Consider the following 20,429-nt stretch of genomic DNA (forward strand, 5'->3'; position numbering starts at 1 on the left):
TGGGTGAACACAAACTACAAGGGCGCTTTCTACAAGCGTCCTTTCATAGAACAATCAAGAACAAAAAATAAACCTTACCTATTAAGATCACCGCTTGCGTGCACAATCACTTGAGTTCCCCCCATAGACTCAGGCTAGTTATACCATTCCATAGGCTGGTTCCCCCTGGCGATAATGCGCTCGACTATCACGGCGATCTTGAACAAGATTGTCCACTTCAGCGAACATTTACGCTAAGCAAGTGTCATGCAGGCCTTAATTTTTCAGATCATTTTCTCGCCATATTTTGCCCTTTTTTAGTCAGATTAAAAGCAAAAAACTCACAGGCCCCTTTCATTGTAGATAAAGAGGTACAGTATTTATTATCATAATTTTTCAATAAATGATCATTAGTGGTCACTATAATGAATTAAGCCTGTATTCGATTGAAATAGAGAGTCGATTTCAATAACCTTGCCCCCATCGATGGCGACAATACTTAGGTATTTGACCATTCCAGTTAAAGGTGAAATATGAAATCAATCCGATATATCTTCAGGCTGCTCGCGTTTGTGATTATAACCAGCTCAACGGCAGTGGCCGCGTCTCAAGTCGGCGTCATGCTTGGCAGCGATTCTGGGATCAATGCTAAATTGGGTGATATTAAGATAGGAGTAGGCTTAGATAATTTTTCAATCACACTAGACAAGGTGATTAATTTTAATAACACACCGTATTTTTACTATGGCTTTGGTGGCAAAATTGCCGAAATAAATTCCAGTCATCATGACGTTAAATTGGGTGCCAGGGCCATATTTGGTGCGCAAACATCCGTAGAGAAGTTCACTTTCTTCGTCGAGGCTCAGCCTATTCTTTATATTATTGATGATGTAAAAGTCGAGTTAGAAGCCATAGCGGGATTTCGCTATCAGTTCTAACAGTCACTCAACTGAGGCAAAAAGGCGTTAAAACAAACCAATGGGGACTAGCCTGCGAGTTTACCTTGTTTAGACATAAGATCGGCTTTGACTATCTCGATGGCCGCTAACGCGACTTCGACTTCTATCTTGCTACTTTCGAAGAGGTAGATAAGGTCCACGGCCAGTTTAACTTCATCAGCAGCGTCATCCAGAGAAGAAGCTGGTGCGGCCGTGTTTGTGGGGACTTTCTGTGATCCAGGTTTGTTTAGCTTGGGCATCTTGTCATCTGTGAATTATCGTATATAGGTTAACTGACATTGTAGATATTTCTTATCTTAGCCACAAGCTTGCTAGACTCGTTATTTCTGGCCACTTAATTGCCCTCATCAATGTGATCTTGGCTGATAAATGAAGATTACCCACTAATTTCTCAACGTAGAGACATCAATAATCTACCGCTTGAACTCACATTAACTTTACCTCGTAGAACATTAACCACAGAGAAGCTCTTATCGTGCGATTAAGCCTTTAGTGTTTGCTCAAGCAAAGATATACTCGAGCCTAGATAACCAAGATAACTAACTTAGATGGCGAATAATGAGCGAAACTAGCCCAGGAAAGACACAGAAACTCGATTTCTCAGTAATTAATAAGACCACTGCAAAATCGTTTAACGCACAGAAAAACTTGATTAAGCGCCTCTTCAAAGGCAACACAGTCTTGTGTGAAACCTGTAAGCAACCTCTCAAGCTCATCGTGCCGACAGGCAAGCAACAGACCGGAAAATATGGTGTTTTCTGTAAGAAAGGCTGTACCGATATTGAGTTAGAACTGGAAGTAGTGCTTTAAGCCCTGCCAAAACCTCTTGCTAAAGCCTTCTTAAAGAAGGCATTAAGGCACAAAGCTCACTCACCCCATGCTTACCTCCTCTAAGTTTTCATTTCTAGAAGATGCCATTTCGCGAGAACATCATGCGCCATTTAAGAACCACGACTCACCCTGAACTGAGTTCACTCGAAGGGAAGGTTTTCCATCGTAAAGCCGCCCGTGGCATCATTCTAGATGGTGAGAATATTCTCATGCTCTATACGGAGCGATATCATGATTACAGTATCCCAGGCGGGGGAATTGATGCAGGAGAGGCCATCGAAACAGGCCTGCTAAGAGAACTCGAAGAGGAAACCGGCGCTCAACATATCGACATCATCGGCGAGTTTGGTCTATACGAAGAGTTCAGACCTTGGTACAAGGCAGATTTTGACATAATGCACATGCAGTCATACTGCTATGTATGCAATATTCACCCAGAACTCGGTGAAACAAAACTTGAAGCACATGAGATTCAAAATGGCATGACACCAATTTGGATCAATATTCATCAGGCAATAAAACACAACGAGCACACCATAGCGAGCAGCCCCAAGAAAGGCATGTCTATCGAACGAGAAACCTACCTGCTCAAGCTTATCGTCGAAGAACTTTTATAAGCATTTTTACAAATACACTCAAACAATAAAAAAGGAGCCTAAGCTCCTTTTTTATCATCGGTTAACTGTCTCGTCCCGAACGTATTTAGAAATTAACAAACAGGTTAATGATCATCGCGTTGACGATATCGATAAAGAAGCCACACACCAGTGGCACTATGATAAAGGCTCTATGGGCCGCACCATATTGCTGAGATACCGCCGTCATATTCACAATCGCCGTGGCTGTCGAGCCCAAGGTGACCCCGCCGAAGCCGGAACATATGACCGCCGCCTCATAGTCTTTGCCCATCATCCTAAACACGATAAACACGGTGAATAGAATCGACAACAACACCTGCAAGGTCATCACCACTGAGATATAAGCCAGGCTTCCTTCGAGTTCCCATACTTTCAGACTCATCAAGGCCATGGTTAAAAACATGCCTAGACAGATATCTTGAATGAGTGACAGGCCTCTGGAAGCTTCCTCTATATAACTTCTGTCTTTCTCTTTGTCACGATTTAGATACGCTCTGCCTAGATTACCTATGATAATACCCGCTAGCAGACAAGCAACGAACATAGGCAGCTTAAGCCCGGATTCTTGCAGTCCCAGATCGATAAAGTAACCCATAATAAGGGTCACGTTTAACCATAACCAGGCGCGTAACACACCAAAATAATCGACTTTAATCTGCTGGCTACCGTTTTTATGGCTAGCACCAATATCTAAATTAGTATCCAGATTAGGCTTCACATCATGGCGTTTCATCAGGTAAGCGGCAATCGGACCACCGATAACACAAGCTGCAATAAGGCCTAATGTATTGGATGCAATGCCTAATTCACTGGCATTGGGAATACCTAACTCCTCTACGAAGGTCGGTGTCCAAGCCATGGCTGTGCCGACACCACCTATGAGGGAGATAGAACCAGACATCAAACCTGCTTTGGGGTCTAAACCAAACAGAGTCGCGACACTGACCCCCATAAAGTTTTGCAAGAAGATAAATACGGTCGAAAGCACTAACAAGATCAATAGCGGTTTGCCGCCTTTTAACAGGGTGACAATATCGGCCTTAAGCCCGATACCGGCAAAGAAATAGAGCAGGAGGATATCTCTAACATCCAGATTAAATTCAATCTGGATGTCGAAAGCATAATAGAGGATCCCAACAATCGTCGCACAAGCAAAACCTCCGACCACGGGCTCTGGAATGCTGTATTTTCGCAATAACTCATAGCGAGAGATGATCGTTTTACCTATAAACAGCGCAATAATGGCTAAGGTAAACGAGACAAAATCTTTAATTTCAACTATATGGGGTTCCATCTATTTCTCTTCCTCAAAAAACTGTCAACACTTCACATCGCATCACATTAGCACTTAATGAAAAAAGCATCATAAAATACGAACATAAATATAGAGAAAAAATGCTGAATTAGAATTGAATCAAAGAGATAAAAAAAGCTGACCACTCAGCTTTTCAGCGCCTAAAAATAATATTATGGTTCTAATAAATGCAGACTAGCTTTATTGGCGGGTATAAATCTGTAGAATGAGGGTCTTGTTATTGCCTTTAAGCCACTAAGCCTTTAAAAACTGTAAAAGCCATGACAAATCAGCATAAGCATTATTGGCGGGTATAGATCTGTAGAATGAAGGTCTTGTTATTGCCACTAAGCCTTTAAAAACTGTAAAAGCCATGACAAATCAGCATAAGCATTATTGGCGGGTATAGATCTGTAGGATAGGTGTCTTGTTATTGCCAAATGAGAGTGTCATTGAGATGCTTTCTCCTCGTTTAAACTTCTGCTTATAGGTAAGGGGAGAGAGACGTCCGCCATCTCCCATGAGTGCCATAAGCTGATCACTTTTAAAAATTCGGCTACCCGATGATTGATTTTCCAGGGTCACCACGGCGCGACGATCGCCTTTTTCATTACTCATCAAGATGTAATTGACCACAATAAAGTCACTAATTTTCGGCTGTATATCACCATCATTGGTGAAATTAAGCTCAACATCATTAGAGACGATTCTGTCGACACTAAAAACATCACTCAGCTCGTTTTCGTCTGGCTTGTTAGCGGAAAAACTACTAAAACTGATCAAGGAGGTGACCAATAATAGGCTTGTGGTTAATTGACGGTTCAAAAGAACCTCCTGTTTTGAATAATTTCTTGTTCAGGTGCTAGCCATCGCCAAGTTTCTCTTAACCCTAGGATGACAAACACAGGCACTAACACTTACTTAAGGTTAATCATTGTCAGGTTCTGCTCTCTCATGGTCTTGCTCAGGAGAGAGCACCCAAGATTCTCCCTCGGTTCGCGCAATGATCACGGTGCCGCAGGCGTCGCTATACACATTGACCGCGGTTCGCATCATATCCAAGACCCTATCGGTAACCAAGAGTAAGCCTATTGCCTCTAGTGGCAGGCCTATGGCGGTTAAAATCACGGTTATGGCCACTAAGCTTGCCGCTGGGATCCCAGCGACTCCAATAGACGTTAATAGCGCCACTAGGACTATGGTGAACTGGGTGACGAATCCCAATTCCAGACCATAGGCCTGAGCAATAAACATGGCTGCGACGCACTCATACAAAGCGGTACCATCCATATTCACGGTTGCCCCTAAGGGCAGCACGAAACTGGCAGTCTTATGTGATACTCCGGCGCGCTTTTTCACGCACTCCATAGTCAGAGGCAGGGTGGCAGATGATGAAGCGGTAGAAAATGCCATCAAGATGGCTGGCGACATCACAGATAATTGCTTGAGCGGACTCACGCCCCCTACGAATTTAAGCAAGAGTGGTAAAGCCACAAATGCATGTAACGCTAATGCCGTTATCACAGTCAACAGAAAAACTAACATAGGAGCGAAGGCATCGAAGCCTGTGCCACTCACGGTTTTAGCGATTAATGCAAAAATACCGATAGGGGCAAACTTGAGGACAAATTGAGTGATAAGTACCATGGTCTTAGACACGCCCTTGAAAAAGTCTCGTAGCACCTCTCCCCTGCGCCCTTCCACACGCCCCATGAAGAAGCCAAACAGCAAGCTAAAGAATATCAGTCCCAACATCTGCCCTTCTGCCGCCGCAGCAACTATGTTGGTCGGGATCATGCGGATAAAAATCTCAATCAGATCTTTACTGCCTCGGCCTTCGACCTTCATCATGGTCGACTCGAGTTCGGCGCTATCGGCGTGCAGGTTTAATAACTCGCCCGCCGGCGCACCATGAATAATGCCAGGGCTAGTGATATTCACCACCGTGAGTCCAATCAAGATGGCAATGAGGCTCGTGGTGGCGTAATAGCCCAAGGTCTTAAGCCCTAAACGGCCCAAGTTGTCTCCCTGATTAAGGCTAGCCATGCTGGAGATAATCGATGCCACGATTAGCGGCACTATCACCATCTTCAGCGCATTAAGAAACAGGGTGCCGAAAAAGACATAGACTTGGTAAATATGACTATTGGGGGGCGTGATCAAGCCGACAAAAATGGCTACAACAATCGCTATCATTATCTGCCAATGAAGTTTCATCAGTCACACCTCAACAAATAAACAGGTAATTCCACTACAAATACTAGTAAAATATAGAGAAACTATCTTAATAACGCGGTAAATAAGTGTCCAAACCTGACAACCAGTCACTTTGTTTCTGAAAAGTTAATTTACCCCACCCCGTGTACGAGTCTCGTGCTCAAGACGTTATTACCAGTGGCTCACTGAGTTATAGCCTTAAGTAAAACAGGTTAAAGTTCACCCTAATCACCATGATAGGGCTTGTTAGCACCTTGTATATGACGGAGTATTTTCAGTACTAATAAAGGACTAATGCTCTATGGAAGGAGTTATCATTATTAATTAAGGTGCAGACTCATGTTCAAATCTCTATCATCCCGCATATTTGTCGGCTTATTTGCCGGTCTAATATTAGGTACAATCATTCAATATGGCTTTGCTAGCACTAGCTTTGCCAATACCACTCTGGTCGATATCGCATCAGGTGCCGGCAGCATGTTCGTCCAGCTCATCATGATGCTGGTTGTCCCACTGGTGTTTTTCAGTATCGTTACCGGTATTGCCGAACTTCGCGATCTCAAATCATTCGGCCGTTTGGGCAGTAAAACTTTCGCCCTATATCTTGCCAATACCGCAGTCGCCATCATAGTCGCTATTGGTCTATCCATGTGGATCGCACCGGGTACAGGCATGCAACTGGTAGGCGATCAAAATGCCAGCCTGACCTCGACTGAGCTTCCGGGCTTTATCGACATGATAGTGAACATCATCCCCAGCAATCCAATCCATGCCTTCGCTACGGGTAACATGCTGCAGATCATCTTTATGGCGTTACTCACTGGCGGTATCATCAAGGCCCTAGGTGAAGATGTTAAGCCTGTGGTTGCCTTCTTCCAACTAGGCAACAAGATCATGCTTAAGATGATCACCGTGGTGATGAGCATAGCGCCAATCGGTGTATTCGCCCTCATGGTTAAACTCGGTGCGACCTTCGAGCCAGAAGCCTTCCTGAGCGTATTGAGCTATATGGCTGTTATTGTCGGTCTACTGGCATTTTGGGCTCTCGTGGTATACCCGGTGGTTATCGGCATGACCACAGATATATCAGCATCTGATTTTCGCCGTAAGACGCGTGAGCAGTTCCTGTTCGCACTCTCTACTGCCAGCTCAAATGCGACCATCCCGGTCACCATGCGTACCCTGACAGATAAACTGGGTGTGAAGCGTAGCGTGGCAGGTTTTGGTGTACCTATGGGCGCAACCATGAACATGAGTGGTGCGGCCATCTATATCACAGTCGCAGCCTTCTTCGTCGGTAACGCCTTCGGTACCCCCATCACCATGGAACAAATCCCCGTATTAGCCTTCAGTGTGTTCCTGCTTTCTGTCGGTGCTGGTGGCGTTCCTGGTGGCGGTATTGTGATGATTGGCGTGCTCATTCACCAGATGGGTCTGCCAGTTGAAGCGATCGCTCTGGTTGCAGCCCTTGACCGTGTTATCGACATGTTCTGTACCAGTACTAACGTAGTGGGTGACTCGGCGGTAGTGACTATGGTCGATCACAGTGAAAAATTAGAAGAAGCTAAGTTAAACGAGTCTGTTAAGACTTAAGCGATAAGCTAAGAATAACAAAGGCGCCATTTGGCGCCTTTTTTTATGCCCAGTCTGTTACAAGGGCGTCCCAGAGTTAGGGGGTAATCACACTGTTAGCCATCGCACTAAGCGGGTTTATGATACTTGGTGATAAACCTATCGAGTTGATTGGCAAATGCCTGGCGATCGCTCTGACCCAAGGCTGCCGGCCCGCCGGTTTGTACACCACTGGCTCGCATGGTATCCATAAAGTCTCGCATATTAAGAATAGCCTTAATATTTTGCTCGGTATAAAGCTCACCACGCGGGTTAAGCGCCACGCCGCCTTTATCGATCACCTCTGAGGCCAAGGGTATATCGGCGGTGATGACTAAATCGCCGGCATCGAGACGCTTTACTATCTCATCATCGGCCACATCGAAACCCGAAGACACGATCACCATCTTAATAAAACGCGACGGCGGAACACGCATCGAATGATTCGCCACTAAGGTCACGTCCACCTTAGCCCTATCGGCCGCCCTAAACAGTGTCTCTTTTATCACGCCGGGACAAGCATCGGCATCAACCCAAATTTTCATATTTTCCCAATTACTGTTATCAAACCCATCGAGTCTAGCGATTTAATATTAACGCACTATCTGCATACCAAGATACAAGCAAATATTATATAGCCGAAATTGAGTGAACATTTACCATAAAGATGAGATGAGTCGAATGATTAAAATAGATCTGCGATCTGGTTTTGGCTTCACAGGCGCATAGGCTAAAAATTGACTGCACACAATAAAGCCGCCGTTATCTTGTCGATAAAGGCGGCTTTATTGTGTGCCAAACACTGGCTAAACAGTAGAATTACTCTTCGCTTAGCGGTACTTTCTTAACGAAGCAAGTCAGGATAACGATACGAGTACCGTTAACGCGGCCTTCGATGTGCTCTGGATTATTTGTCAGCGAGATGCCACGCACCGTGGTACCACGTTTAGCGGTAAAGGTGGTGCCTTTCACGTTAAGATCTTTAATGATCACCACGTTATCACCGGCTTCGATAATGGCGCCGTTGCTGTCTCTATGAGGGACAAAATCGTCATCAACCTCTTCGATGCCAGCGTCACCCCATGCCTGCATGTCATCATCAAGATAGAGCATGTCCAGTAGATCGCGTGCCCATGCTTCTTGGCTAATTTTCTTAAGCATACGATAAGCCATCACCTGAACGGCTGGAACCTGGCTCCACATGCTGTCATTGAGACAACGCCAGTGGTTCATGTCTATGGTGCTAGGATCTTGAATTTGACCAGTACAAGTATCACAGATCATGATACGCGCATCGCCATATCCTTTTGAGTCTGGAAGCTCATAGGAGGCTAACTCTGATCCGCTACCACACAGTTCACACTTGCTGTCGCAACGCTTTAATAGTTCTCTCGTCATCTCGATCTCTTCAATCTAACATCTACACAATATTTGGCGGCACTATAGCACAGAGTCCTAAAGTGAAACAGCGAGTGAGGCCTAAGCTAAGAGCTAGCTCATGTGTCAGTGTTAAGATCCATGACCTATCGACACTCCCCCTAGGTGATAAGATCGAAAACGCAGCCAGTTGGCTGCGTAGATAAAAGGATGAGCAGATATTGTTGGTGTCAGGCTAGGCGCCGATGATCTCTCCCTTAAGCGAATAGGCTATCATCAAGAGTTCTTGTTTCTCCTGCTCTCCCACCTCGTTCTTCTCCAGCGCCACCATGATGTCATCGATGACGGCCAGATATTCCGCCTCGTTGATGTTCATGCATCGATGGGCTTCTGGCATAGATTTTCCCGTGTACTCCTGTGGTCCACCAGTACCAGCGCATAAAAACTCGGTCACCATCTTGATCACCCGATCTCTGTCACTGTCCTTATAACGACTAGCCACGGTTGGGTTGGTCCCATGGGTATCGAATATATCTGCCGCGATCCGTGCGATTTTCAGCTCCCCTCCAAGACGCTCATAAAGACTCATAGCATACCTCGTACTCACTAAGCTTAAAGACCTATTAAGTCTAGTCGAAACGAGTGTGGCTGAATAAATACTCATGGTGTTTTATGTGGGGGCATTTTCGGCAGGATGTTAGACAAGAGGTTTAGATAGTGGTTTAGATAGTGGCGTAGACAAGCGCTTATTCATCCAGGCTAATTAAGCTAAACGGGTTCCGCTTATCCAAAACAGGGGGAGAAACAGGCCTAACTCATTCCCCTAGCTCCAAGAGCTCGCTGCGATAAATATCAACCGAACCATAGGTAGCTATGCCAATGCGATGTTCAGCATAAACATCAATCTCAATATCTTCAAGTCGCTGGCCATTTGCATCATAGATATAGGTGATCGTGATGAATTAGGCTTTCTGGTGAGCATGAACATAGCACCTCCTTGTCTGGATATCGCTCCCTGAGCGCGATACCCATTAGGTTTAGCAATGAAGTGAACTTTTAGCAAACTAACCCAAAGACAGTGATACGACTAGCCCCAACGCTTGTACCTAGGCTAGTCATCTAAGGGGCGGGTTAAGCATGTGCCGCTAATCTTACTTTCATTGCACTGCGATATACGATGAGTCTAGACAGGAAAAAACCACTAAAACAGCCGTAAACCAAAGAGACACAGGTAATAAATGCGACTTGTTCTACCACCTCTTGATGGGTCGCTAACAACACATTCAGCACATTCGCTTAGACTCGATTATACGATAAGATCTGCCCTGCTTTCTCAGGTACCTGCAACCTGTTGAAACTTGATAGCCTAAAAGCAAAAAAGCCATCAGTATGATGGCTTTCTTTTTACCTACTGTCTTAGAGTGAGCCTTAAACCAGCTTCATCTGTTGAACTATTTCCTGGGCGATTTCTGCAGTATTGTTGCTCACCGCCTTGCGCCAAAATAGTCCTTAAACCAGCTTCATCTCTTGAACTATTTCGTGGGCGATTTCTGGCGTAGTGCTCACCGGCTTCTCATGCTTATCCGCTTTTAGCTGCCCCTTACGGTGCTTGAGCGCTGCCTCGAGCTTCTTCTTGGCAATCGCAATAGCCGGATACATGACATCGTTTGACCCAGATGCAGAGATTCGACTACCTTCATAATTAGTGCGCAACTCAACCTGATACTCGCCATGATCTTTAGAGATGGTGACATCTAACGAGATGAGTGTCGGGAAATGAGTGGCTATCTTGGAAAACTTTTCGTTCAAATGCTCTTTGATTGAATCTTTAACATCTACGTGGTGACCTGAAAGATTTATTTTCATAGGTTTTCCTTTTAAGAATTACTTCTAATAATAGAACTGGGGTCTGAGCTTGAAAATCTCAAGGGCTAACATAAAATTAATTTATTTTTTTACGCTAGCAAGTCATTACAACCTAGATTAATAGAGTATTTTCATACTCATACAGAACTAACAGTCCTATATCCATCCTAACTATTACCATTGCAGAAAGTGAACGTTTAAAGATGAAAGTGCCAATGGGCAGATATGACAACGCACCTTTGATGCATTCTTGTCACACATAATCAATCACCAAAACAGTTCCAAACCCGCTGCCTTAATATTTACTCCTGATGCGAAACAAATGCAAGCCTAGGTTATATTCAATGTCTAAAATAAACACAAAACTAAGATAAACGTCATAAAACCGGACAAAATGTTGATATTTCCGCCACCGAAAGACTGATAATTAACCAGCTAAAATTAAGCATAAACCATACTCGCTCTATCTGATGATTAATTTTTATTCACACCGAATCTTTTCTCATCTTACTGCAAAATGAGAAGCCGTTGTCACTCTGTAAATTTACATGTAAATGAGAATGAAAACAGTTACCAGATTTACACTCCTGATGTAAAATCGTGCCCACCATTTTGCTCTACCTGTTTTATAGCAGGTTAAAACGGATAGCCAAACAGTGACTCACTCTCACGTTACCAAGTTAACCTTCATAGAAAAAGTTAGTTTATATCGCCCCAAACATGGCGCACTTATGACCAGAATATCGGCAGCGATATTTGGCGGTTATCTGGTTGCAGCCAATGTATGTGGATTTATTGCAGCCTTACTGCCACTTCCAGCTGTCGATGCTACCTTAGTGGCGACCATGCTTTCATTCGCCATCTACGCTGTCAGTGCGATTCGTAGCTTTAGTTTACAGTCGCCAATGCGTGCCTGGTCAGAGATTTTAATCGTGAGTGCCTGCCTATACGCAGCCACTCAAATGATGACCTAACAGCTGTAACAGGCTTATTTCCGTTTTTAGGTAACCTAATGAAAGATTCTTTTTTTCGCTCAATGACCTGGCTCCATACCTGGGTCGGCCTACTCGTTTGCTGGATACTGCTCGTCGTCTTTTTTGCTGGCAGCATGAGTTATTTCCGTCACGAGATATCATTGTGGACCAAACCTGAATTACATTCTGGTACATTCCAACATTATCAAGCTAATGAGCTTGGCAAACAGTTAGCGTCGGCACAGACATTCTTACACGAACAGACCGATAATGCTCAGGACTGGCGTATCTACCTGCCAACTGAGCGCAGACCTTATCTTAGCTATGGCTGGCAAGATCAACCTGAAGCCGGACAGCGCCGCGGTAAGTTTCATAAAATGGTCGTTAAAGCAGATAGTGGCGAGATGCTCAGTGAAGTACGGGAATCTAAAGGCGGTAATTTTTTCTACCGATTACACTTCGACCTGCATTATATACCGGCCCATTTTGCCCGTTGGATAGTGGGATTTTGCACCATGTTTATGTTGGTCGCCTTAATCAGCGGTATAGTGATCCACAAACGAATATTTAAAGACTTCTTCAGTTTCAGACCTAATAAGGGCAGCCGCTCCTGGCTTGATGCCCACAATGTCAGCTCTGTGATGGCACTGCCCTACCACCTGATGATCACCTATACGGGCCTCATCACCTTGATGTTTATGTACATGCCTTGGGCGGTAGTCACTAATTACGACGGTGATAACCGGGCCTTTCGCGCTGAGTTAGCCCCATCTAAGGTACAAACAAAGCCCAGTGGCCAAGATGCTAATCTTATTTCTGCGGCTAGCTTATTGCCACAAGTAACGCGTCATTGGGGAGACGCCCCGATTAAACGAGTGATCATTGCTGCGCCACATGACAGCAATAGCCGTATCAGCTTCTATCGCAACAGTGAACAAGAGGTCACCGACAAACCTACTCAAATTGTATTTAGCGGCGTGACAGGTGAGCTAATAACCATGTCACCTTCGGAAGAGTCTGCGACTCATGCGACTTACGACACCTTAATGTCATTGCATACGGCGCGTTTTGCAGGCGCTATTTTACGTGGGTTCTTCTTTATCTGCGGTCTGATGGGCTGCGTCATGATAGCTAGCGGCGCACTGCTTTGGGCGGTAAAGATACGCCAGAAGCAACAGAAGCAGCTAAGTAAGGGCAAGACTGCGAGTCTTGGTCTGCGATTGGTAGAAGGGCTGAATCTGACGTTTATTGCAGGCTTGCCCTTAGCGACATCGGTTTTTTTCTACGCCAATCGTATGCTGCCGCTCGAGTTACAAGGTAGGGCACAATGGGAAGCCGATTGCTTCTTTATCACCTTAGGCTTAGTCGGGTTATTAGCCTGCCTTAATCGCAGCCTAAGCACTTGGCGACTGGTTTTGAGCCTTGGGGGACTAGGGTTAATTTCTCTACCTCTAGTCAACGCCTTAACTTCTCCGAGCCATATTATCGATAATATTGTCAGTGGACAGTGGGCCTTGGTGGGTTTCGATCTCTTATCTAGCTTGTTAGGCTTAGGTTTATTATTAACAGTCAAAAAGCTCAGTGCTTCGAGTCAACCTAAGTCTGCAGTCATCAATAAAAATACGGCGACCGGGTCTCGGCGACAAAACTTAGCGGGTGAAAATCCCCTTACGGCTAAAATGAAGGAAGAAGCCCTATGATCTCCAATCTAATGGTATTGAGTATCTTGTGGATCAGCTATATCGCATTTGGCTGTTTAGCATTGGCCATGTTTTCAAATTTCAGAAGTACCTTCAAAAAAGCCCCGACGCCACTGCAGACTAGGGGCTTATACTGGTCCGGTTGGTCGATGCTTGCCTTAAGCTATTATTTGAGTGTGGCTAAACAAGGTATGCTTTATGGCAGTATATTCTTTACCGGTATGCTTGCTGTCGCTGGACTATTAGTGATTCTCACGCTGAGTTACCGCGCTAAGTCTTTACCGGTTTTTATGCTGTTTGGTTTAATCCCGAGCATGGGCTATTTGATCACTTAAAAACTGAATGAAGAGATCAGACTTTATTCAGCCTAGGTACAGTTTTATTATTTTACTATTGGAGCTCATTAAAAATTGATGAGGTTGATATGCAAATTAATACGACGATCCAAGATGCCAGCAGCGTTGTAAAGCCAGTTGCTAATCAGGCAGCTGAGTCGACAAATAAAAACCAAGCCACGGCGACTCAACCTCAGGCCGAGTCTGAAAGCTCAGTCAAAATTTCAACACAGGCGATGGCACTTTCTCAGCAATCTCAAATGCACTCTACTGACACCATGACTTCGGCAGGCACGCTACCCTCAGCTCCCGTTCAGGGTGATGTGACTGAGCAATATGTCGATTATCGCAAGGCTAAGGCGCAATATCAGATATATTCAGATATGGCTGGGGCAATGACGGGCAATAGCTCAGGTTTATCTCCGGTGACAGCACACTATGCCTCAAATAATGATGAGGCTCGTGAGGCCTTAGTCAACTCCAAGGCTCAGCAACATCAGATCTCGACCATGCAAATTTATGCCGAGACGACCCAGGGATTATACACCCAAGCCTAGCTATCTCTGACTCTAGCCCTTACTTAAGGCCTAGGATTGGGCTCATTCAGGGTCAGTCTCTTGTGCAGCGGAACATCTTTACTTTCCCTTATGTCCTCCTCCCAGCTTTTACTCTTATGTTTTTCTTAATTTACTCCAGGCTTTTACTAAACAAAAAAATTTACTCACTGGACGATCAAAACTCGTAGGATAGCGTTAGCACAGGCCCATGGAAACCATAATAAATACTTGTCGTCGAAGAATCACCTTCGATATCGATAACGCCACAATCCTCATTCAGGCATGCACCGACCTCCCCCTCGAAGCCTAGCTCTATCCACATCACGTGTAGGCCGACCGTAAGGATCAGATCCCATTGGTCATCTTTATAGAAGTCATAGCCATACCCAAGGCGGGCAATATCGACATTAAAGGTCGTGGTGATCTCGGCGCCAAATTGAATCGAATAAGTCTCGTCAATATCCGGATCGGGATGAGTAAACTCATAGGGCACTGTGATATTGGTATTGGTTGCATCACGATGCAGTGGTTTCCAATCAAAATAGATAACATGCCGAGCATTAAACCAATATGCAATTTCAATAAAAGGCAAAAACTCACTCTCTACCAGCTCTAGAACGGTCTCTAAATCCAGCTAAAATGTTTTGCCTGTTAATGGATTATTCACATCCATACCTGTGTCAGAATTGGAGTAAAAAACACCTGCTGCTATCTTGAAACGGCTATCATCGGCTATGGCTAATAAATTATAGAAAATAATCATCAGTAAGCCACTTAAATCAAGGGTTTTGAGTAAAATCACGCTAGGAGCTAGCTGTCAGGAAACACACCCAGATTGGGAGAGACAAAAGAAAAACGGAAGCTATCAGCCTGGGAACTGCTTGGCTGATAGCTTCCTAAAAATTTCGGCCTTGGTGAGAGAGCCGAAACAGACATAGGGTATGCCTGACACAAACAAAAACTCTTGGATAAGCATTAATATGCATTACCAATATATCTTTAACCAGTTAATTTTATTTAATAAATCCTTATTCATTTTAACTCTTAGTGACTGACTTAGCTACTTACTGTTTATGTCGCCAGCCCTGGATTGCCCGGCAAGCGGCAACGCCTTGAGTGGCTTTATCGGCTTCTGCACCAGCTCATCTTTAAGGTAAGAAATCGCCTTTTCAAGCTGAGCGTCATGCCCGGTAAAGGTGGCGTAAGGTAAGTTATCCACCTCAATATCCGGACTCACTCCCCGGCCCTCGAGGATCCAGCGACCGTCCATGGCATATTGAGGATATTCGGCGACGCGCGCCATGCCCTTGTCTGTCAGGGAATTACGTCCCGACAGCCAGACACCGGCCCCCGCAGTTTGTTTACCGATAAGTGGTGCTATGCCTAGGGCCTTGATGCCGGCAGCGAAGGTCTCACCATCTGAATAGGTGAGTTCATCGGTCAAGACAACCAAATGCCCGCGAAAGGTCTGCTGCATGTTCGCATTTGGCGTGCCACGAGTCGGTTGCCAGAATGCCCAGGTACGGCGCAGTAACTTTTCGATGATCCAGCTGTCGATATTACCGCCGCGATTACGACGCACATCTATGATCAGACCTTCTTTCTCATAGTTAGCGTAAAACTCACGGGCGAAGCTGGCAATGTCACCGCTGCCCATGGCATAGAGGTGTAAGTAACCAATTTTACCTTCACTGGTGTCACTCACCTTAGTGCCGTTATGGTTAACCCAGTCTAAGTATCTGAGCTTGGCATTCCTACGGATATCGACGGGCTTGACTATGGTTTTATGCTGTTTATTGCCGCGTTTAAGCTGGAGTAACACCTGCTTCTTCGCCTGATTTCTCAGGAAACGGGTCACATCGGCAACATTAGTCACCTTCTTGCCGTTAATGGCGATGATGATATCCCCCACCTCGGCATCGACGCTCACCTTAGCAAGAGGCGCGGCTTGAGCGGGTAACTCGGGGTCACTCTGGTAGATATGAGTGATCTTAACGCCAGCTTTCGTCTGCTCGAGGCGCGCACCTAAACTGGCGGCTTTGGCCATCTGCTTATCTTTGTCCAGATCGCCACCGCGAACCTGGGAGTGGAGAGAGTCCAGCTCTCCCATCATCTGTTTAAACAGATCGTTGAGTTCGTGTCTGTCCGTGAGCCTATCTACCAGAGGCTGGTATTTAGCCTTGGTCGCCTGCCAATCCAGGCCGCGCATCTTCTTATCGTAGAAAGAGTCTCGGTGCATCAACCAGGCATCTTCAAACATCTGCTGCCACTCGAGTCTTGGCTCTATGGCAAGCTGCCATTGCTGTATCTGCACCTTGGCGTTGGTCAGTTCTTTAGGCAATTTATCACCGGCATCGACAATGAGCATATTTTTTCCGCCCTGATTAGACTTGCGAATAAACAGCTTGTCACCATCCGCCGATAAGCTGTAACTGGCGACGCCTTTAGCGTATGTTTCCACTTTAGGGCTGAGAGGATCGAACTTCACCCGTTTCAGGCTCGGCTTACTGCCACGAGCGGCGACGCGATCGAGAAAGTAGAGGCCGCCCTTGTTCGCCGTCAATGCTGAATAGTTACCGGACGCCACCGGAACCTGCCATAGTCTCTGACTCAAGCCATCCCAGTCGACAGTCACCTCATTCGATGATGTCTTATCTTTGTCATCGGCTTCAGGCTTAAGCAACTCATTGGGTCGCTGAAAGGCAAATCTGGCATTTTTATCTAATGCCAAGGCAAAAATTTGGCTACGTTTGTCGAACATGGGCCCTAAGTTACGATCGCCCCAGGGCGAGGTAGGTGTAGAGTTAAATTGCCTGTCGGAGAGGAAATAGAGCCAATGACCATCTGTGCTAAACGCGGGTGAGTAAGATTCATACTTATCACTGGTCAATGCCTCAGCACGCTGTTTAGCTAATGAATAAAGCACGATTTGAGGTCTGGGTTTGCCCATCTCTGACTTAGTGACGGCAATAAACTGACTGTCACCCGACCAGACGATATCGGCATAGGGGCCCAGACCCTCGCCTTGGGTGATGATCTTCTTGTGTCTATGCCTCTTAAGGTCAAGTAGCCACACGTTACCGTCATAATCATCACTGGCAATGTATCTTCCATCCGGCGAAACACTGAGCGACATGCGTAAGGTGTGACCATTATCGGTTAACTGTTTAGCGCCATTGCCGCCATCGGCTGGGAAGCGCCAGATCTCTTGCTCACCGGAGGCGTCGCTGATGCCGTAGACCCATTTTCCATCTGGACTCATCACCGCATTACGAATACGACTATTGCCGGGCAAGGCAAGTTCAACCAGACGAGAACCATCCGTGGCCGCCACGGCCACATGGCTTCTTGCCGTTATCACCACCTTGCTCGCAGAAGGTGAGAGACGAGTAGACGTGGCGTACTTCATCGGGTCATTGACCCAATGCTCACGACGCTGTGGAAAATCAGACACTAGGTTAATATTTAATGTGCGGCTACTATTGGCTGCGATATCGTAGAGCTTGATATCGGCGCCCTGCTGGAACACGATGCGTCCATTATTGATGCCTGCGCCGCGAACCTGCCAATCGGTAAACTGGGTATGCTGCTTAAACGCTTTGCCATCTAATGTCATGGACCAGATGTTATCGTTACCATCACTGTCGCTAACGAAATAGAGGCGGTCATCCCAGAGCATGGGTTGACGCACAGAGCCGATATGATCAGATGTTAAGCGCTGGGCTTCAGTCTTGGAGCCCAACTTGAAACGCCAAAGCTCACCCTTGGCTCCACCGCGATATACCTTGACGTTGTCACCGGTAGTCTGTAATCCAAAACGAGTGAAATACAGATACTCACCTTTATCATCGATTGTCCCTTCGATGGCATCGGCAAGCGGTAAGTCTTGAGTCTCTAAGGTGTCAGGATTGACACTTCTGAGCACCCAATAGTTGGCGGGACCGAAGGCATTATCTGTGGCATACAAGATCTGGCCATCGGCCGTCCAGCCCTGTACTCGCACTCGGCTATTTTCGAAGCTTATCCGCTTCGCCTCACCACCTTTGATAGGGATGACATACACTTCGCTGCTGCCTTCGTAATTAGCCACATAGGCTAGCCACTCGCCATCTTTCGATATGCTTGCCCCTATCTCTTCTGCCGGCAAACTGGTCAGCCTCTGGGCCTGGCTCTGACCTAGCTTCTTGGTCCAGAGATCGCCCTCAGCGGTAAACACTAAAGTATTGTCACTCAGTGCAGGAGCGCGAAAGTAACCGGGATGAATAGTCTCTGCTGAAAAAGCCGACGAAGAACTTAGGCTGCCGAGCGCTAACAAGGTGCAGGCAACAGAAAGGCGAAGTTTCATGAGTATCTCGTTATTTATTATTGATATTATTCTTTCGAGGCCAACAAGGTAGCAAACTTTTATTAAACAGCCAGCAATAATTAGCATATAAATCATTAGCAAATGTGTACAAACGAATAAACAAAACATCCCTTATCCTCTGAATTAACAGTGGATGGAATATGGGTAGCAACTAAAAAGGCAACTATCATACCGATAACTGCCTTTTTCCTGTTAAATTACAGAGGAATAGAATTTAGTAAACAGAAATCAACCAACTAGTGTTCTGTTATTTCTGCCTGCAAGTCACTCCACCTTTGATGCTGAGGATGCTCTGACTGTTCGAGGTTTGGATACTGCTTGGCAATCTTGCTCGCTAGCTTCTCTGCCTCATCCCACAGCTTTGAATCGATTACATTTTGCAGATGATTCAATGCTTGCTTGGCACTCACCACAGCCTCACGTTGTGGCACACTCTTGTTCGGTGAAGCATGATTCGATAAAGACTTGCTCGATAGCGTCAGGTTACTCGGAGCCTCGGCCCCTAGCTTAGCTTTGTCCTCATGTCGCTTAGCCGTCGGTTTCATTTTCGGCGCGGCAGCCCCAGCAAACTGCGGCTCCGATGCCGGCATTGCGCTCGGCGCCCTGTGTGCTTGCCTGGACTCACTCTTCACATCGACAGCATCTGCCGGTAAGGATTCAAGCTGTTCATCGAGCGGCTGGCTCATCTGCATCATCATGGGCATGGCATCATCGGATAGGATCTCTTCAGGGCTCTGAGGATTTAACATGATCACGGTCACCACCAGCATCACGGAGGCGGCCGACGATATTGCCCATCTATTGTGTCGCCAAAAACTATTCTCGACCCGGACCACATTGTCAGTGCTCTTGTCGCCAGCTAATGGGGCTTGATGCAGACGCTTATCAGTTAAGGCTTGCTTGCTCACGGTGCTCGCCTCAGTGGCCATTTTTATGATGGCATCATCGAGCTCACGACTCGGTTTCTCTTGGGCCTGCAGTTTATACCAGATCTGCAGCTCACTATCGAATGCCTCAGCTCGCTCAGTCGCAGGCTTGTTGTTTTGATCATCTTTCATTTTGAACCTCCTGCCACTTATTCATCACACAGGCTTTCAGACCTTGGTTGGCATAGCGAATTCGACTCTTGGTCGCTTCGAGTGTTACGCCGACGATATCTGCGATGGCACTGGCGGTAAAGCCCGCCTCCATATTCAATAACAAGGCTTCTTTCTGCACACTTGGCAATAATGCGATGCAACGTTTAAGCAGGCTGGCCTTGGCGCTGTCTTCCATCGCCCTGTCCGGTGACATCTCATCACTGGGCAGCAAGGCTTCGGCGTCTTGCTCTTCGCTAAAGGTCTCGCTAAACAGGTCGACAGGTTTCACCGCCCTGACGTGGTCGATAAGCAAGTTATGGGCAATTTTATAGATCCAGGTAGTAAATTTGGCATTGGCCTGGTAACTGGATGCAGACTTGATGACTCGCCCCCATGTCTCCTGATAGAGGTCTTCCGCCAACTGCGTATCCCCTATCTGGCGGACAAAATAACGATACAAGCCACCCTTATGTTTTAGATACAGAGTTTCAAATGCCGAGGTGTCTCCACTGGCATAGTTCAGCATTAAGCGCTGATCTATCTCCGCCTCTGTCGATTTATCTTGCCCTAACGCTTGTGCCACACACCTCTCCTGCTGAAACGCCTCTCCCTTAGGCCGTAAACCCCTCGAGGGAAAGACAATAGA

General features: G+C 46.1%; 21 protein-coding genes. 8 read left to right on the plus strand and 13 right to left on the minus strand.

Annotation, left to right across the window (positions count from 1 at the left end; genetic code table 11):
* Positions 1–512 precede the first annotated feature (512 nt).
* Positions 513–917 (plus strand): hypothetical protein, encoded by a 405-nt coding sequence (locus HRU42_RS08650; RefSeq protein WP_295030325.1) that lies wholly within the window; start codon positions 513–515, stop codon positions 915–917.
* 47 nt (positions 918–964) lie between these two features.
* Here HRU42_RS08650 and HRU42_RS08655 read toward each other — a convergent pair whose 3' ends face one another.
* Complete coding sequence (locus HRU42_RS08655) at positions 965–1,177, minus strand: DUF2496 domain-containing protein (protein WP_295030327.1); 213 nt, start codon at positions 1,175–1,177, stop codon at positions 965–967.
* 319 nt (positions 1,178–1,496) lie between these two features.
* On the opposite strand from HRU42_RS08655, the gene HRU42_RS08660 reads away from it, so the two are divergent.
* Positions 1,497–1,748 (plus strand): hypothetical protein, encoded by a 252-nt coding sequence (locus HRU42_RS08660; RefSeq protein WP_295030329.1) that lies wholly within the window; start codon positions 1,497–1,499, stop codon positions 1,746–1,748.
* Positions 1,749–1,870: 122 nt separating this feature from the next.
* The gene (locus HRU42_RS08665; protein WP_295030330.1) at positions 1,871–2,386 is read left to right on the plus strand and encodes an NUDIX hydrolase; all 516 of its coding nucleotides are present in this window, start codon (positions 1,871–1,873) and stop codon (positions 2,384–2,386) included.
* Positions 2,387–2,471: 85 nt separating this feature from the next.
* Here HRU42_RS08665 and gltS read toward each other — a convergent pair whose 3' ends face one another.
* From gltS to HRU42_RS08680, 3 genes are all read right to left on the minus strand, one after another.
* The gene (gene gltS / locus HRU42_RS08670; RefSeq protein WP_295030331.1) at positions 2,472–3,701 is read right to left on the minus strand and encodes a sodium/glutamate symporter; all 1,230 of its coding nucleotides are present in this window, start codon (positions 3,699–3,701) and stop codon (positions 2,472–2,474) included.
* A 393-nt stretch (positions 3,702–4,094) separates the two neighbouring features.
* Complete coding sequence (locus HRU42_RS08675) at positions 4,095–4,526, minus strand: hypothetical protein (protein ID WP_295030332.1); 432 nt, start codon at positions 4,524–4,526, stop codon at positions 4,095–4,097.
* Positions 4,527–4,628: 102 nt separating this feature from the next.
* Positions 4,629–5,918, minus strand: coding sequence for a dicarboxylate/amino acid:cation symporter (locus HRU42_RS08680; protein ID WP_295030334.1), 1,290 nt, complete (start codon positions 5,916–5,918; stop codon positions 4,629–4,631).
* Positions 5,919–6,257: 339 nt separating this feature from the next.
* Here HRU42_RS08680 and HRU42_RS08685 point away from each other — a divergent pair, with 339 nt between their 5' ends.
* Positions 6,258–7,511, plus strand: coding sequence for a dicarboxylate/amino acid:cation symporter (locus HRU42_RS08685; protein WP_295030336.1), 1,254 nt, complete (start codon positions 6,258–6,260; stop codon positions 7,509–7,511).
* Positions 7,512–7,618: 107 nt separating this feature from the next.
* Here HRU42_RS08685 and HRU42_RS08690 read toward each other — a convergent pair whose 3' ends face one another.
* The 4 genes from HRU42_RS08690 to raiA all read right to left on the minus strand — a co-directional run bounded on the left by HRU42_RS08690 (position 7,619) and on the right by raiA (position 10,772).
* Positions 7,619–8,074, minus strand: coding sequence for a YaiI/YqxD family protein (locus HRU42_RS08690; RefSeq protein WP_295030337.1), 456 nt, complete (start codon positions 8,072–8,074; stop codon positions 7,619–7,621).
* 274 nt (positions 8,075–8,348) lie between these two features.
* Positions 8,349–8,927 (minus strand): alkylphosphonate utilization protein, encoded by a 579-nt coding sequence (locus HRU42_RS08695; protein WP_295030343.1) that lies wholly within the window; start codon positions 8,925–8,927, stop codon positions 8,349–8,351.
* A 214-nt stretch (positions 8,928–9,141) separates the two neighbouring features.
* Entirely contained in the window at positions 9,142–9,495 is a 354-nt protein-coding gene (locus tag HRU42_RS08700) for a group 1 truncated hemoglobin (RefSeq protein WP_295030345.1), read from the minus strand.
* A gap of 920 nt (positions 9,496–10,415) precedes the next feature.
* The gene (gene raiA / locus HRU42_RS08705) at positions 10,416–10,772 is read right to left on the minus strand and encodes a ribosome-associated translation inhibitor RaiA (protein WP_295030346.1); all 357 of its coding nucleotides are present in this window, start codon (positions 10,770–10,772) and stop codon (positions 10,416–10,418) included.
* Between the two features lie 731 nt (positions 10,773–11,503).
* On the opposite strand from raiA, the gene HRU42_RS08710 reads away from it, so the two are divergent.
* From HRU42_RS08710 to HRU42_RS08725, 4 genes are all read left to right on the plus strand, one after another.
* Positions 11,504–11,746, plus strand: a complete 243-nt coding sequence (locus HRU42_RS08710) for a hypothetical protein (protein ID WP_295030348.1) — start codon at positions 11,504–11,506, stop codon at positions 11,744–11,746.
* 38 nt (positions 11,747–11,784) lie between these two features.
* Entirely contained in the window at positions 11,785–13,446 is a 1,662-nt protein-coding gene (locus HRU42_RS08715) for a PepSY domain-containing protein (protein ID WP_295030349.1), read from the plus strand.
* The gene (locus tag HRU42_RS08720; RefSeq protein ID WP_295030350.1) at positions 13,443–13,781 is read left to right on the plus strand and encodes a DUF3325 domain-containing protein; all 339 of its coding nucleotides are present in this window, start codon (positions 13,443–13,445) and stop codon (positions 13,779–13,781) included. Before HRU42_RS08715 ends, HRU42_RS08720 begins: the two co-directional genes overlap by 4 nt.
* A gap of 89 nt (positions 13,782–13,870) precedes the next feature.
* Positions 13,871–14,338, plus strand: a complete 468-nt coding sequence (locus HRU42_RS08725; RefSeq protein ID WP_295030352.1) for a hypothetical protein — start codon at positions 13,871–13,873, stop codon at positions 14,336–14,338.
* A gap of 175 nt (positions 14,339–14,513) precedes the next feature.
* Here the strand turns inward: HRU42_RS08725 and HRU42_RS08730 are convergent, their stop codons facing one another.
* From HRU42_RS08730 to HRU42_RS08750, 5 genes are all read right to left on the minus strand, one after another.
* Positions 14,514–14,930, minus strand: coding sequence for a hypothetical protein (locus HRU42_RS08730; protein ID WP_295030353.1), 417 nt, complete (start codon positions 14,928–14,930; stop codon positions 14,514–14,516).
* A gap of 42 nt (positions 14,931–14,972) precedes the next feature.
* Positions 14,973–15,140, minus strand: a complete 168-nt coding sequence (locus tag HRU42_RS08735) for a hypothetical protein (RefSeq protein ID WP_295030354.1) — start codon at positions 15,138–15,140, stop codon at positions 14,973–14,975.
* Positions 15,141–15,398: 258 nt separating this feature from the next.
* The gene (locus HRU42_RS08740) at positions 15,399–18,683 is read right to left on the minus strand and encodes a S41 family peptidase (RefSeq protein ID WP_295030355.1); all 3,285 of its coding nucleotides are present in this window, start codon (positions 18,681–18,683) and stop codon (positions 15,399–15,401) included.
* Positions 18,684–18,940: 257 nt separating this feature from the next.
* Complete coding sequence (locus tag HRU42_RS08745; RefSeq protein ID WP_295030357.1) at positions 18,941–19,762, minus strand: hypothetical protein; 822 nt, start codon at positions 19,760–19,762, stop codon at positions 18,941–18,943.
* Positions 19,752–20,309 carry a sigma-70 family RNA polymerase sigma factor gene (locus tag HRU42_RS08750; protein ID WP_295030386.1) on the minus strand — a complete coding sequence of 186 codons (558 nt, stop codon included), beginning with the start codon at positions 20,307–20,309 and terminating at the stop codon, positions 19,752–19,754. Before HRU42_RS08750 ends, HRU42_RS08745 begins: the two co-directional genes overlap by 11 nt.
* Between the last annotated feature and the right edge of the window lie 120 nt (positions 20,310–20,429).

It is taken from the genome of Shewanella sp., assembly GCF_013214165.1.
GTDB lineage: Bacteria > Pseudomonadota > Gammaproteobacteria > Enterobacterales > Shewanellaceae > Shewanella.